A 15,136-nucleotide genomic window follows, 5' to 3' on the forward strand; every position below is an offset into this window, starting at 1 on the left:
GTGGGTGGGCCTGGCGCACCGGATTCTCTCGCATCTTCCGCGGCCGCGCGCGTGACGGCGGCGCAATGGCCCACAGTTTCGACGCGCCGGCCGCGGCCCGGGTCACTCCACGGTCACGGCCTTGGCCAGATTGCGCGGCTTGTCCACGTCGGTGCCGCGGGCCAGGGCGGTGTGATAGGCCAGCAGTTGGACCGGGATGGTGTGCACCACCGGGCTGAGCACGCCGGTGTGGCGCGGGGTGCGGATCACGTGCACCCCGGCGGACTCGCTGAAGTGGCTGTCCTGGTCGGCGAAGACGAACAGCTCGCCGCCTCGTGCGCGCACTTCCTGCATGTTGGACTTGACCTTCTCCAGCAGCCGGTCGTTGGGGGCAATGAACACCACCGGGATGGTGTCGTCCACCAGCGCCAGTGGTCCATGCTTGAGCTCGCCGGCCGGATAGGCCTCGGCGTGGATGTAGGAGATCTCCTTGAGCTTGAGCGCGCCTTCCAGCGCGATCGGATAGCTCAGGCCGCGGCCGAGGAACAGCGCGTTGTCCCGGCGGGCGAACGCTTCGGCCCAGGCGGCGATCTGCGGCTCCAGGTTGAGCGCGTGCTGCACGCTGCCGGGCAGGTGGCGCAGCTGCTCCAGGTAGTCGGCCTCCTGCGCATCGTCGACCTTGCCGTGCAGGCGGCCCAGCACCACCGCCAGCTGGAACAGCGCGGCCAGCTGGGTGGTGAAGGCCTTGGTCGAGGCCACGCCGATCTCGGCGCCGGCGCGGGTGTAGCAGACCAGCTCGCTGGCGCGCGGGATGGCGCTCTCGGGCACGTTGCAGATCGACAGCGTATGGGTGTGGCCCAGCGACTTGGCGTACTTGAGCGCCTCCATCGTGTCCAGGGTCTCGCCGGACTGGGAGATGGTGACCACCAGGTGGCGCGGGTCGGCATAGGCGGCGCGGTAGCGGTACTCGCTGGCGATCTCCACGCTGCACGGCAGCCCGGCGATGGCCTCGATCCAGTAGCGCGCGGTCATGCCGGCGTAGTAGCTCGTGCCACAGGCCAGGATCTGCACGCCGGTGATGCCGGCCAGCACCTCGCCGGCGCGCGCGCCGAACAGGCTGGCCGGGAAGCCGCCGGCATCGATGGCGGCCTCGATGGTGTCGCCCAGCGCGCGCGGCTGCTCGTGGATCTCCTTCTGCATGAAGTGCCGGTACGGGCCCAGCTCCAGCGAGGCCAGCGAGACGTCGGACACATGCACCTGGCGCTGCACGGCCGCATCGGCCCCGTCGAACACCGTCACGCCCTGGCGGGTCACATCGACAGTGTCGCCCTCCTCCAGGAAGATCACCTGGCGCGTGGCCTGGAGGATGGCCGACACGTCGGAAGCGACGAAGTTCTCGCCCTCCCCCAGGCCGACCAGCAGCGGGCAGCCCATGCGCGCGGCGACCAGGCGGCCCGGTTCGTCGCGCGAGACCACCGCCAGCGCATAGGCGCCGGTGAGCTCCTTGACCGTGGCCTGCAGCGCGGCCAGCAGATCCAAGCCCTGGCTCTGGTGGTGGTGGATGAGGTGGGCGATGACCTCGGTGTCGGTCTGCGACTCGAACGCGTAGCCCAGCGCGGTGAGCTTCTCGCGCTGGGCCTCGTGGTTCTCGATGATGCCGTTGTGGACCAGCGCCAGGGCGCCACGGCTGATGTGCGGATGGGCGTTGGCCTCTGTCACGCCGCCGTGGGTGGCCCAGCGGGTGTGGCCGATGCCCAGCGTGGCGCTGAAGTGCTCGGCGCGCGCGGCGGCCTCCATCTCGGCCACCCGCCCGGTGCGGCGCACGCGGCGGACCTCCCCCTCGACCACGGCGATCCCGGCCGAGTCGTAGCCGCGATATTCCAGGCGCTTGAGGCCCTCGATCAGGACAGGGACCACATCGCGATCCGCGATCGCGCCGACGATGCCGCACATGGGTGAATCCTTTGCCGTTCTGCCGTTGAAGAAGCCACGCCAGTTTACAGGGCGGACCTGAGCGGCTTCTGGCGCAGCATCGCGAAAGCCCATCGCGGCCATGGCGGCCTCCCCCCTGTAGAGCGGAGCTTGCTCCGCTGGGGCCTTCCCTACGAACCGAACGAAGAGCAGCGGAGCAAGCTCCGCTCTACAAGGAGATCGCGACCTGATCCGAGAGACGGTGGCTCCCACACCGTGATCGAACCTTCCCTTTCGCGCAGCGAAGAGGGGAGGCTGGGAGGGGGCTTCTACCTTTGCGTTTCCCGCGAAGAGCAACCCCTCCCCCTCAGTCGCTAGGCCGCGACTTCGAGCTCCCCTTGACCTGCGGCCAAAGGGAGGGGGCAACAGCATGCAGCGCCTTCCTGGACACACCGCGCTGCTGTCCGCCCGGACAACCCAAGTGTCCGGTCGGACACTGTCCGCGGCGCGGACAGCTTGCAGATCAAGCACTTGCAGTTGGCACGCCCCGTGCGTGGTCAAGCGCAGCTTTCCCAGCAGGCGTGCCCCGTGTCCATGCAACAGACCGACAACCCCTTCCGTATCCGCGACACCGCCGCCCAAGACGTGGTGGTCGACACCGGCAAGGGCAAGCGCTGGAAACGCTGGGGCCTGATCGGCGGCGGCGTGGCCGTGCTGGCCGCCGCCCTGGTCTGGGTGGTGATGGGCTGGGCCGCGGGCGGGCGCTCGTTCGACGCCAGCCGCGTGCGCATCGCCACGGTCACCCGCGGCGACCTGGTGCGCGACCTGGCCGCCGACGGCCGCGTCATCACCGCCAACAGCCCGACCCTGTACGCCATCGACGGCGGCACCGTCAGCCTGAAGGTCGTCGCCGGCGACGTGGTCAAGAAGGGCGACGCGCTGGCGGTGATCGACAGCCCGGCCCTGCGCAGCAAGCTGGCCCAGGAGGAATCCACCCTGGCCGGCATGGAGGCCGAGGCCAGCCGCGCCACGCTGGACGTGGCCAAGGCGCGCTCGGAGGCGAGCAAGCTGGTCGACCAAGGCAAGATCGACCGCCAGGGCGCCGCGCGCGACGTCGAGCGCTATCAGCGCGCCTACGACGCCGGCGCGCTGCCGCAGGTGGAACTCGCCAAGGCCCAGGACACCCTGACCAAGACCGAGATCGAACTGCAGCACGCCCAGGAAGACGCCTCGCTCAAGCAGCAGGCCGCGCAGCTGGATGCGCGCAACAAGCAGCTGCTCGCCCAGCGCCAGCAGGCGGTGGTGGAAGAACTGCAGCGCCAGGTCGACGCGCTGACCCTGCGCGCGCCCTTCGACGGCCAGGTCGGCCAGGTGCAGATCGCCCAGGGCACCAACGTGGCGATCAACGCGCCGATCCTGTCGGTGGTGGACCTGTCCAAGTTCGAAGTGGAGATCAAGGTGCCGGAGAGCTTCGCCCGCGACCTCGCCATCGGCGTGCCGGCGCAGCTGACCTCCGGCAGCGGCGAACCCTTCCCCGGCAAGATCTCGGCCGTCTCGCCCGAGGTCGTCGCCGGCGAAGTCACCGCGCGCGTGCGCTTCGACGGCCAGCAGCCGCCGGGCCTGCGCCAGAGCCAGCGCATGAGCGCGCGCATCCTGCTGGACACGCGCAAGAACGTGCTCAAGGTCGAGCGCGGCCCGTTCGTCGAGCAGTCCGGCGGCCGCTACGCCTACGTCATGGACGGCTCCAGCGCCCAGCGCAAGCCGGTGCAGCTGGGCGTGTCGAGCCTGTCGGAAACCGAAATCCTCTCCGGCCTATCGGTCGGCGACCGCGTGGTCGTCTCCGGCGCCGACCAGTTTGGCGATGCACCGCGGGTGACGGTGCATTGATTCACGTCACCCGGTAGAGCGGAGCTTGCTCCGCTGAGGCTCCGCCGGTCATGCCACAGCGGAGCAAGCTCCGCTCTACAAGCTCCGCCGGTCATGCGGCAGCGGAGCAAGCTCCGCTCTACAGACATCGCAGTACCCACCGCTCCACGCCATTCATTCCAACGAAGGACTCCGCCATGCTCGAAATGCACGCCGTCTCCAAGGTCTTCCGCACCGAGCAGGTGCAGACCCACGCCCTGCGCTCGCTGGACCTGCACGTGAAGGAAGGCGAGTTCGTCGCCGTCACCGGGCCGTCCGGCTCGGGCAAGACCACCTTCCTCAATATCGCCGGCCTGCTGGAGACCTTCACCTCCGGGACCTACCGTCTGGACGGCGAGGACGTGAGCCATCTCAACGACAACGCGCGCAGCAAGCTGCGCAACCAGAAGATCGGCTTCATCTTCCAGAGCTTCAACCTGATCCCCGACCTCAACCTGTTCGACAACGTCGATGTGCCGCTGCGCTATCGCGGCATGGCCGCGGCCGAACGCAAGCAGCGCATCACCGAGTCGCTGGAGCGCGTGGGCCTGGGCTCGCGCATGAAGCACTACCCGGCCGAACTGTCCGGCGGTCAGCAGCAGCGCGCCGCCATCGCCCGCGCCCTGGCCGGCAGCCCGCGCCTGCTGCTGGCCGACGAACCGACTGGCAACCTGGACTCGCAGATGGCCCGCGGCGTGATGGAGCTGCTGGAGGAGATCAACGCCGCTGGCAGCACCATCGTCATGGTCACCCACGATCCGGAACTGGCCGCCCGCGCGCAGCGCAACGTGCACATCGTCGACGGCCAGGCCACCGACCTGGTGCGCGAGGCGTCGCTGATGTCCGGCGCCGCGCCGACCGCTTCCGCGCAGGCCTGAGCCACAGGTCCGCGGCGATGTTCGGCTACTATCTGGCCCTGGCCCTGCGCAGCCTGCGCCGCAACCCGGTGCTGACCGGGTTGATGGTGCTGTCCATCGCCGTGGGCATCGGCGCGGCGATGACCACGCTGACGGTCATGCGCCTGCTCTCGGGCGATCCGCTGCCCGGGCGCAGCGGCCAGATCTTCTATCCCCAGGTGGATGCTTCGCCCGGCGAGAAGCCCAAGCGCAGTCCTTACGACATGCTGGACTACACCTCGGCGATGGACCTGTGGCGGGCCAAGCGCGCCGATCGCCAGGCGCTGGTGGTGGAAAGCCAGGTCAAGCTGCAGGCGCCACAGGGCGGCCAGCCGCCTCTGATGACGCAGATGCTGGCCACGCACGCCGACTTCTTCCCCATGTTCGCGGTGCCCTTCGCCCATGGCAGCGGCTGGAGCGCAGAGGACGATGCCAGGCACGCCCGCGTGGCGGTGATCTCCCACGACCTCAACGTCAAGTTGTTCGGCGGCCACGACAGCGTCGGGCAGATGCTGCGCGTGCGCGACGGCGATGTCCGCATCGTCGGTGTGCTGGCGCCCTGGCGGCCCTCGCCCCTGTTCTATCGGGTGGCCGGCGGCAAGTTCTCCCAGGGCGATACGGCCGACTTCTACGGACGCACGCAGGATGTCTTCCTGCCGTTCGAGACCGGGCTTGAACTCAACGACGGCCACTTCAATCAGTTCACCTGCTGGGGCATGCCCGAGGTCCCCGGCCACCTGCAGAACACGCCCTGCGTCTGGCTGCAGCTGTGGGTGCAGCTGGACACGCCGGCCAAGGTGGCGTCCTACCGTCGCTTCGTGGCCGACTATGCCGCCCAGCAGCAGGCGCTGGGACGCGTGCGCCAGCCACAGCTCGCACGCGTGCTGTCGCTGATGGACTGGCTGGACGAGAACCGCGTGGTGCCGCGCGATGCGCGCCTGCAGACCTGGTTCGCCCTGGCGTTCCTGGCCATCTGCCTGTTCAACACGGTGGGACTGCTGCTGGCCAAGTTCCTGCGGCGTGGCGGCGAGATCGGTGTGCGGCGTGCGCTGGGCGCCTCCAAGGGCGCGATCTTCGCCCAGTGCCTGGCAGAAGCCGCGGTCATCGGGCTGGCCGGCGGGATCGGCGGACTGCTGCTGACGCTGATCGGCGTCGGCCTGATCCGAGGCCAGCCGGTGGCCTATGCCGACCTGGTCCACCTGGACGTGCCGATGTTCCTGTTGACCTTCGCCCTGGCCGTGTTCGCCAGCATCGTGGCCGGCCTGCTGCCCGCCCTGCGCGCCAGCCGTATCGCACCGGCCATGCAGTTGAAGGCGCTTTGAGGAGCCGCCCTTGGACATCAAGCCCATCCTTTCCGCCCTCTCCCGCCACCGCGTCGCTTCGGTGCTGATCGCCATGGAGATCGCACTGGCCTGTGCGGTGCTGTGCAACGCGATCTTCCTGGTCTCCGCGCGGCTGGATCTGATGCGGCTGAACAGCGGGATTCCCGAGCGCGCGCTGGCCACGGTGGCGTTCTCCGGATGCGACGGCTGCAGCGCCGCCGATGTCAACGGCCGGGCCGTGGCGGCCCTGGCGGCCATCCCGGGTGTCAGCGCCGTCGGTGTCGCCAACACCGTGCCCTTCGGGCCGCGCGCAGGCTATGCGGGGATCAATCTCGACCGGGAAGGCAATCACTTCGGCGGTGTCCTGCACTTCTACAAGTTCGACGCCGGCGCGATCGCCGCGCTCGGCCTCGTCCCCTCCCAGGGTGACAAGTTCGCGCCCGACGACTTTCGGGCCATCGGCCAGGACGAATTCCTGCCCGCCGATGGCCAGGTCTGGATCACCCAATCGCTGGCCGATCATCTCTGGCCGGGCCAGACGGCATTAGGGCGCGAGTTCTGGATGGGCGACTCGCATTTCCGCGTCAAGGGTGTCCTGCCGCACCTGGCGGTGACCGATCCGGGCCGGAGCGAGGAGGGCCTGGCGGGGGCCGAATGGTCGGTCGTGGTGCCGGTCGCGCGCGATGCGCTGTCGGGTCGCTATGTGATGCGCGCCGATCCGCGCGATCTGCCGCGTGTCGCCTTGGCCGCGCGCGATGCGTTGGCGCGCGCGGTGCCCGAGGCGGTGGTCGATCAGGCCGCGAGCGCGCCGGTCGCCTCGCTGCGCGCGCAGTACTTCCAGACCGACCGCGCCATGGCCGGGCTGCTGGTGGCGGTGATCGCCGCGATGCTGCTGGTGACGGCGCTGGGCATCGTGGGCCTGGCCAGCTTCTGGGTGGCCCAGCGCACCAAGCAGATCGGCATCCGCCGCGCGCTGGGGGCCACGCGCACGGACATCCTGCGCTACTTCCAGACCGAGAACTTCCTGCTGGCCAGCGGCGGCATCGTGCTGGGGATGCTGCTGGCCTACGGCGGCAACCTGCTGCTGATGAAGTACTTCGAACTGGCGCGCCTGCCGCTGGGCTACCTGCCCATCGGCGCGCTGCTGCTGTGGGGCGTGGGCCAGCTGGCCGTGCTGGGGCCGGCGCTGCGCGCCGCGTCGATCCCGCCCGTCGTCGCCACCCGCGCTGTCTGAGGCCCGAGGACCGCCATGCTCGCCTACTACTTCAACCTGGCCCTGCGCAGCTTCAGGCGCAACAAGGTGCTGACGGCGTTGATGGTGCTCGCCATCGCCATGGGCATCGGCGCCACCATGACGACGCTGACGGTGTTCCATGTGCTGTCCGGAGATCCCATCCCCGCCAAGAGCGACCGGCTGTTCATCGTCCAGCTCGACCCGGAGCCGGCGGCGAACTACAAGCCTGGCGAAGAGCCGCAGGAGCAGCTGACGCGCTTCGACGCCGAGGCGCTGCTGCGCCAGGGCAAGGCCAAGCGCCAGGCGCTGATGACCGGCGGCGGCGCGGTGGTGCAGGCGGCGGGCAGCAGCCTCAAGCCGTTCGTGATCGACACGCGCTGGAACTCATCTGACTTCTTCCCCATGTTCGAGGTGCCGTTCCTGTACGGCCACGGCTGGAGCGCGGCGGACGACCAGGCCCACGCGCGCGTGGCGGTGATCACAAGGAAGCTCAACGACAAGCTGTTCGGCGGCGCCGACAGCACCGGCAAGACGATCCGCCTGGGCGATCACGACTTCCGCATCGTCGGGGTCGCCGACGACTGGGCGCCGCAGCCCCACTTCTACGACCTCAACGTCGGCAGCTACGGCAGCGATGAGCAGCTGTTCGCGCCCTACTCCACCGCGATCGAACTGAAGCTGTGGGGCAACGGCAGCACCAACTGCTTCGGCAAGAATCCCACCAACGACCCACGCGACCTCAACGCCCCCTGCGTCTGGACGCAGTACTGGGTGGAACTGGAAAGCCCCGCGCAGGCGGCCGACTTCAAGGCCTACCTGGACAACTACTCGCGTGAGCAGAAGGCGGCGGGCCGCTTCGAACGCGACCCGAACACGCGCCTGCGCGACGTGATGCAGTGGCTGGATTACAACCACGTGGTGCCGGGCGATGTGCGCCTGCAGCTCTGGCTGGCGTTCGGCTTCCTGGTGGTGTGCCTGCTCAATACCGTCGGCCTGCTGCTGGCCAAGTTCCTGCGCCGCAGCGGCGAGATCGGCGTGCGCCGCGCGCTGGGCGCGGCGCGCAGCGAGATCTTCAAGCAATGCCTGGTGGAAGCCGGAGCCATCGGCCTGGCGGGCGCGGTGCTTGGCCTCGGCGTGGCGGAGCTGGGCCTGTGGGCGGTGCGCCATCGCCCGACCCAGTACGCGGCGCTGGCGCAGCTGGACGGGTCGATGCTGCTGCTGACCTTCGTCCTGGCCCTGCTCGCCAGCCTGCTCGCGGGCCTGCTGCCGGCCTGGCGCGCGATGCAGATCACGCCGGCGGTGCAGCTCAAGACGCAATGAGACAGGAGTGACGCTCCACAGCCCCGCATCGCCCTTCGCGCCCGACCCACTCACGCCTCGCCGCAAGAGGATCCCATGGAAATCCGCCCCATCTTCTCGGCCCTGCGCCGGCACAAGACCGCCGCCGCGCTGATCGTGCTCGAGATCGCGGTGAGCTGCGCCATCGTGTGCAATGCGCTGTTCCTGATTGCCCAGCGCATCGACAACCTGAACCTGCCCAGCGGGATCGCCGAGGACCAGCTGCTGCATATCCGCCTGAGCGGGGTCGGCAAGGACGACAACGCCGATGCGCGCACCGAGGAAGACCTGGCGGCCCTGCGCGCCATCCCCGGCGTCATCGCCGTCACCACCACCAACCAGTTGCCTTTCCGCAACGGCTCCTCGAACAGCGGGCTCAGCCTCACCCCCGATCAGGCGGACCACACCCTCAACGCGGCGGCGTACCGGGTCGGCCGCGACGCCATCAGGACCTTCGGGCTGAAACTCATCGCGGGACGCGACTTCAACGCCGATGAATACCTGCTCGGCAGCGAGCTGAACAAGCCGGACATCGATTTCAGCAAGGTCGCCGCGTCCATCATCGTCAGCAGCGCGACGGCCAAGAAGCTGTTCCCCAACGAGCCGGCCGTCGGCAAGACGGTCTACATGTCGCAGACGCCACTGCACATCGTCGGCGTGGTCGAGACCCTCACCCGGCCGACCTTGAACGGGGGCAACCGCACCTACTCGATGCTGCTGCCGATCCGCGACAACTACAACAGCATGGGCCGCTACATCATCCGCGTCGGCGACCCATCGCGCCGCCACGAGGTGATGAAGGCCGCCCTGGCGACGCTGGACGGGATCGACAGCAGCCGCCTGGTGCTGAACAACGACACCTACGAAGAGATCCGCGCCGATTACTTCAGCGCCGACCGCGACATGATCGGCCTGCTGGGCGTGGTCTGCGCCGCACTGCTGCTGGTCACCGCGCTGGGCATCATCGGCCTGGCCAGCTTCTGGGTGGCCCAGCGCACCCGCCAGATCGGCGTACGCCGCGCGCTGGGCGCCACGCGGGCCCAGATCCTGCGCTACTTCCAGGTGGAGAACTTCCTGCTGGTCGGCATGGGCATCGGTCTGGGCATGCTGCTGGCCTACGCGCTCAATCAACTGCTGATGAGCCGCTACGAGCTGCCGCGCCTGCCGCTGGCCTACCTGCCCGCCGGCGCGGTGGTGCTGTGGCTGCTCGGCCAGGTGGCCGTGCTGTGGCCCGCCCGTCGCGCCGCGGCCGTGCCGCCCGCCATCGCCACCCGCAGCGCCTGACCCTCCGGAGAGCCCATGTTCGCCTACTACTTCAACCTGGCCCTGCGCAGCTTCAGGCGCAACAAGGTCCTGACCGCGCTGATGGTGCTGGCCGTGGCGCTGGGCATCGGCGTGTCGATGACCACGCTGACGGTGTTCCATGTTCTTTCCGGCGACCCGATCCCGGGCAAGAGCGACCGGCTGTTCTACGCGCAGCTCGACCCGTTTCCGATCGACGGCTACACGCCGGGCGAGGAACCGCAGCCGGACATGAGCCGCTACGACGCCGAGACGCTGCTGGCGCAGAAGCGCGCCAAGCGCCAGGCCATGATGACCGGCGGCAGCGTCACCGTCCAACCGGAAGGCACGGCGATCAAGCCCTTCGTCCTCAGCGCGCGCTATACCTCGGCCGACTTCTTCGCGATGTTCGAGGTGCCCTTCGTCTACGGCCGCGGCTGGTCCGCGCAGGACGACAGCGGTCAGGCGCGGGTGGTGGTGATCGCGCGGACCTTGAACGACAAGCTGTTCGGCGGTGCCGACAGCACGGGCAAGACGCTGCGCCTGGACGGACACGACTTCCAGATCGTCGGCGTGATCGACACCTGGGAGCCGCAGCCGCTGTTCTACGACCTTGCCGTGGGCACCTACGGCACCCACGAGCAGGTCTTCGAGCCGTTCCAGACCGCCATGGGCCTGCATCAGTCGCGCAGCGGCAACATGAACTGCTACGGCGACAACGTCACTTCCGACGCCACAGCGCGTGAAGCGCCCTGCGCCTTCGTCCAGTACTGGGTGGAGCTGGAGCGCGCCTCCCAGGCAGCGGACTTCAAGACCTACCTGAACCAGTACTCGCAGCAGCAGAAGGACGCCGGCCGCTACCAACGCCCGCCTAATGCGCGGCTGCGTGATGTCATGGACTGGCTGGACTACCAGCAGGCGGTGCCGGGCGATGTGCGCCTGCAGCTGTGGCTGGCGCTGGCGTTCCTGTTGGTCTGCCTGGTCAACACGGTGGGCCTGCTGCTGGCCAAGTTCCTGCGCCGCAGCGGCGAGATCGGCGTGCGCCGTGCGCTGGGCGCCAGCCGCACGGAGGTCTTCAAGCAATGCCTGGTCGAGGCCGGCAGCATCGGCCTGGTCGGCGGCGTGCTCGGCCTGGGTCTGGCGGAGCTGGGCCTGTGGGTGGTCCGTCACCGGCCCACGCAGTACGCCGAGCTGGCCCACCTGGATGGGTCGATGCTGTTGCTGACCTTCGCGCTGGCGCTGCTGTCAAGCCTGCTGGCCGGCGCGCTGCCGGCCTGGCGCGCCATGCAGATCACGCCTGCCGTGCAGTTGAAAACGCAGTGAGGCAGGAGCGAACGCAGAGGCGTGGGAAGTGAGCAAGGCGACGGCCGAACGCTTCCAATCGCCTCCTCCCCCGACTCACTCCTCATTCCTTACCACTCACTTTTCCAGCCGCAGGACTCCCATGGAAATCCGCCCCATCCTGTCCACCCTGCGCCGCCACAAGACGGCCGCCGCGCTGATCGTGGTGGAGATCGCGCTGACCTGCGCGATCATCTGCAACGCGCTGTTCATCGTCGGCCAGCGCTGGGAGGCGCTGCGCGAGACCAGCGGGATCGACGAGCGGCAGCTGGTCACCGTCTCGCTCAGCGGCGTGGGGCCGCAGACCGATGTCGATGCGCTGACCCAGCAGGATCTGGGCGCCCTACGCGCGATTCCCGGAGTCGCGAGCGTGGCGCTGGTCAACCAGCTGCCCTTCCGTCGCGGCTCCAACAACTCCTCGCTGGCCACCAAGCCGGATCAGAAGATCCCGACGCTCAGCGCCGCGTTCTACACCGTCGGCGAGGACACGCTGAAGACGCTCGGGCTGCGTCTGACGTCCGGGCGCGACTTCGCCCCGGACGAGTACATGGACTGGTCCGAACTGATGAAGCAGGTGGACGGCAACAAAGGGGTGCCGCTGCGCACGATGCCGCTGATCGTCTCGCGCGAGGCGGCCAACAAGCTGTTCCCGGGCGAAAGCGCGGTCGGCCACAAGGTCTACATGGCCAATGTGCCGATGCTGATCGTGGGCGTGGTCGAGCGGCTGCGCCGCCCTAACGCGGTGAATGGCGACACGAGCTACTCCATGGTGCTGCCGGTACGCACGCCCTATACCAGCGGCGGCCTGTACGCGCTGCGGGTGCGCGACCCGGCCCAGCGGGCGCCGGTCCTGCGTCAGGCGGTCGCCGCGCTCGAGCGCGTGGCCAGCAATCGCCTGATCATGGACAGCAAGACCTATGACGAATGGCGCAGCGACTACATGAGCAAGGACCGCGACATGATGGGTCTGCTGCTGGCGCTGTGCGCGCTGCTGTTGCTGGTCACCGCGCTGGGCATCGTCGGCCTGGCCAGCTTCTGGGTTGCGCAGCGCACCCGCCAGATCGGCGTGCGCCGCGCGCTGGGTGCGACCCGCGGCCAGATCCTGCGCTACTTCCAGACCGAGAACTTCCTGCTGGTCACCCTGGGCATCGTCCTGGGCATGGGCCTGGCCTACGCGCTCAACCAGCTGCTGATGCGCCATTACGAGCTGCCGCGACTGCCGCTGTGGTACCTGCCCGTCGGCGCGCTGATGCTGTGGGCACTGGGCCAGCTGGCCGTGCTGTGGCCCGCCCGCCGCGCGGCCTCCGTCCCGCCGGCCATCGCCACCCGCAGCGCCTGACCGTCCGGAGCGTCCATGTTCGCCTACTACTTCAACCTGGCCCTGCGCAGCTTCAGGCGCAACAAGGTGCTGACCGCGCTGATGGTGCTGGCCGTGGCGCTGGGCATCGGCGCGTCGATGACCACGCTGACGGTGTTCCACGTGCTGTCGGGCGACCCGATCCCACAGAAGAGCGAGCGCCTGTTCCACGTGCAGCTGGATCCGGAAATGTTGGCCGGCTACACGCCGGGCGACGAACCGCAGGCCGATCTCAGCCGCGACGACAGCGAAGCGCTGCTGCGACAGAAGCAGGCCAAGAGGCAGGCGATGATGACCGGTGGCAGCGTGACGGTAGAACCGGACGGCGACACGCTCGAGTCCTTCATGCTGGATGCGCGCTATGCCTCGGCCGATTTCTTCGCCATGTTCGACGTGCCGTTCCTGTTCGGCCACGGCTGGTCCGCCCGCGAGGACGAGGGCGAGGCGCGCGTGGTCGTCATCGCCAAGGCGCTCAACGACAAGCTGTTCGAGGGCGCCGACAGCACCGGCAAGACGCTGAGCGTGGACGGACACGACTTCCAGATCGTCGGCGTCATCGGCGACTGGCGTCCCAAGCCGATGTTCTACGATCTCAACCTCAACTCGTTCGGGACCGAAGAACAGCTTTTCGAACCCTTCCAGACCGCGATGGCGCTCAAGCAGGACCGCAGCGGCAGCATGAACTGCTACGGACCGGTCGCGACCACCGATGGCACAGCGCGCGGTGCGCCCTGCGCGTTCACCCAGTACTGGGTGGAACTGGAAAGCGCAGGCAAGGCCTCCGACTACAAGGCGTACCTGGATCGCTATTCGCAGCAACAGCGCGATGCCGGTCGCTTCCAGCGCCCGCCCAACACGCGCTTGCGCGACGTCATGACCTGGCTCGACTACAACGGCACGGTGCCGGGCGACGTGCGCCTGCAGCTATGGCTGGCGATGGGCTTCCTGCTGGTCTGCCTGGTCAACACGGTCGGCCTGCTGCTGGCCAAGTTCCTGCGCCGCAGCGGCGAGATCGGTGTGCGGCGTGCGCTGGGCGCCAGCCGCACGGAGATCTTCAAGCAATGCCTGGTGGAGGCGGGCAGCATCGGCTTGGCCGGTGGCGTGCTGGGCTTGGGGCTGGCCGAGCTGGGGCTATGGGCCGTGCGCCAGCGTCCGACCGGCTATGCGTCCATGGCCCATCTGGACACGACGATGCTGGCGATGACCTTCGTGCTGGCGCTGGTGGTCAGCCTGCTCGCCGGCCTGCTGCCGGCGTGGCGCGCCATGCAGATCACACCCGCCGTCCAGCTCAAGACCCAATAACAAAAGGCCGCGCACATGGAGATCCGTCCGATCCTGTCCACCCTGCGACGCCACAAGACCGCCGCCGCGCTGATCGTGGTGGAGATCGCCCTGGCGTGCGCGATCATCTGCAACGCCCTGTTCATCGTGTCCCAGCGCTGGCAGAACCTGCAGGACACCAGCGGCATCGTCGAGCACGAACTGGTGACGCTTTCCCTGGCCGGCGTGGGCAAGCGGGCCAATGCCGATGCGCTGGCGCAGGAAGACCTGGCCGCGCTGCGCGCCGTGCCCGGCGTGAGCAGCGTGGCCATCGTCAACCAGCTGCCGTTCCGCAACGGATCCAACAACTCATCGTTGGCACCCCGGCCCGACCAGGCGATTCCAACCCTGAACGCCGCCATGTACACCGGAGACGAAGGCACCGTGCGCACGTTGGGTCTGAAGGTGATCGCCGGGCGCGACTTCAATCCCGACGAGTACGTGAACTGGTCGGACCTGATGACCCAGCTGTCCACCAGCAATGGCGTGCCATCGCGGACCCTGCCACTGATCATCACACGCGAGACGGCCGAGAAACTCTTCCCGGGGCAGACCGCCGTGGGCCGCCAGGCCTACATGGCCAACATCCCGCTGATGATCGTCGGGGTAGTCGAGCGCTTGCGCCGACCGAACGTCAACGGTGCCAGTGGCGGCAACACCAGCTATTCCATGCTGATGCCGCTGCGTCAGAACTACACCAACGGCGGCTACTACGTCCTGCGTGTCAAAGATCCCGCACAGCGTGCGCAGGTCCTGCACGACGCGGTCGACGCGGTCAAACGGGTCAACCGCAGTCGCCTGATCATGGATCAACGCACCTTCGACGACTGGCGCAAGGACTACTTCAGCAAGGACCGCGACATGATGGGTCTGCTGCTGGCGCTGTGCGCGCTGCTGTTGCTGGTCACCGCGCTGGGCATCGTCGGCCTGGCCAGCTTCTGGGTGGCCCAGCGCACCCGCCAGATCGGCGTGCGCCGCGCGCTGGGCGCGACCAGCGGCCAGATCCTGCGCTACTTCCAGACCGAGAACTTCCTGCTGGTCACCCTGGGCATCGTCCTGGGCATGGGCCTGGCCTATGCGCTCAACCAGCTGCTGATGCGCCATTACGAGCTGCCGCGCCTGCCGCTGTGGTACCTGCCCGTCGGCGCGCTGATGCTGTGGGCACTGGGCCAGCTGGCCGTGCTGTGGCCCGCCCGCCGCGCCGCGGCCGTGCCGCCCGCCATCGCCACCCGCAGCGCCTGACCCTCCGGAG

The 15,136-nt window shown here is 68.6% G+C and carries 10 protein-coding genes and 1 pseudogene; 10 read left to right on the forward strand and 1 reads right to left on the reverse strand.

Annotated elements, in window-relative coordinates; translation table 11 throughout:
- Window positions 1-102: 102 nt before the first annotated feature.
- Complete coding sequence (glmS, locus tag ACFJIT_RS13950; protein ID WP_130533860.1) at window positions 103-1,932, reverse strand: glutamine--fructose-6-phosphate transaminase (isomerizing); 1,830 nt, start codon at window positions 1,930-1,932, stop codon at window positions 103-105.
- Between the two features lie 696 nt (window positions 1,933-2,628).
- On the opposite strand from glmS, the pseudogene ACFJIT_RS13955 reads away from it, so the two are divergent.
- The 10 genes and pseudogenes from ACFJIT_RS13955 to ACFJIT_RS14000 form a co-directional block, all read left to right on the forward strand.
- Window positions 2,629-3,777: pseudogene (locus tag ACFJIT_RS13955) on the forward strand (efflux RND transporter periplasmic adaptor subunit); the annotation flags it as partial.
- A gap of 176 nt (window positions 3,778-3,953) precedes the next feature.
- The gene (locus tag ACFJIT_RS13960; protein WP_379653948.1) at window positions 3,954-4,673 is read left to right on the forward strand and encodes an ABC transporter ATP-binding protein; all 720 of its coding nucleotides are present in this window, start codon (window positions 3,954-3,956) and stop codon (window positions 4,671-4,673) included.
- Window positions 4,674-4,690: 17 nt separating this feature from the next.
- Window positions 4,691-6,013: an ABC transporter permease gene (locus ACFJIT_RS13965; protein WP_379653949.1), complete on the forward strand. Its 1,323-nt coding sequence runs from the start codon at window positions 4,691-4,693 to the stop codon at window positions 6,011-6,013.
- A 10-nt stretch (window positions 6,014-6,023) separates the two neighbouring features.
- The gene (locus ACFJIT_RS13970) at window positions 6,024-7,247 is read left to right on the forward strand and encodes an ABC transporter permease (RefSeq protein ID WP_379653950.1); all 1,224 of its coding nucleotides are present in this window, start codon (window positions 6,024-6,026) and stop codon (window positions 7,245-7,247) included.
- A 15-nt stretch (window positions 7,248-7,262) separates the two neighbouring features.
- Window positions 7,263-8,567 carry an ABC transporter permease gene (locus ACFJIT_RS13975; protein WP_379653951.1) on the forward strand — a complete coding sequence of 435 codons (1,305 nt, stop codon included), beginning with the start codon at window positions 7,263-7,265 and terminating at the stop codon, window positions 8,565-8,567.
- Window positions 8,568-8,642: 75 nt separating this feature from the next.
- Window positions 8,643-9,869, forward strand: a complete 1,227-nt coding sequence (locus tag ACFJIT_RS13980; RefSeq protein WP_379653952.1) for an ABC transporter permease — start codon at window positions 8,643-8,645, stop codon at window positions 9,867-9,869.
- Between the two features lie 15 nt (window positions 9,870-9,884).
- Window positions 9,885-11,189: an ABC transporter permease gene (locus ACFJIT_RS13985; protein WP_379653953.1), complete on the forward strand. Its 1,305-nt coding sequence runs from the start codon at window positions 9,885-9,887 to the stop codon at window positions 11,187-11,189.
- Window positions 11,190-11,310: 121 nt separating this feature from the next.
- Window positions 11,311-12,546, forward strand: coding sequence for an ABC transporter permease (locus ACFJIT_RS13990; protein ID WP_379653954.1), 1,236 nt, complete (start codon window positions 11,311-11,313; stop codon window positions 12,544-12,546).
- Between the two features lie 15 nt (window positions 12,547-12,561).
- The gene (locus ACFJIT_RS13995) at window positions 12,562-13,866 is read left to right on the forward strand and encodes an ABC transporter permease (RefSeq protein WP_379653955.1); all 1,305 of its coding nucleotides are present in this window, start codon (window positions 12,562-12,564) and stop codon (window positions 13,864-13,866) included.
- Between the two features lie 15 nt (window positions 13,867-13,881).
- Window positions 13,882-15,126: an ABC transporter permease gene (locus ACFJIT_RS14000; RefSeq protein WP_379653956.1), complete on the forward strand. Its 1,245-nt coding sequence runs from the start codon at window positions 13,882-13,884 to the stop codon at window positions 15,124-15,126.
- The last annotated feature ends 10 nt before the right edge of the window (window positions 15,127-15,136 follow it).

Origin of the sequence: Pseudoxanthomonas sp. UC19_8, assembly GCF_042700505.1 — a bacterium.
GTDB classification, from domain to species: Bacteria; Pseudomonadota; Gammaproteobacteria; order Xanthomonadales; family Xanthomonadaceae; genus Pseudoxanthomonas_A; species Pseudoxanthomonas_A winnipegensis.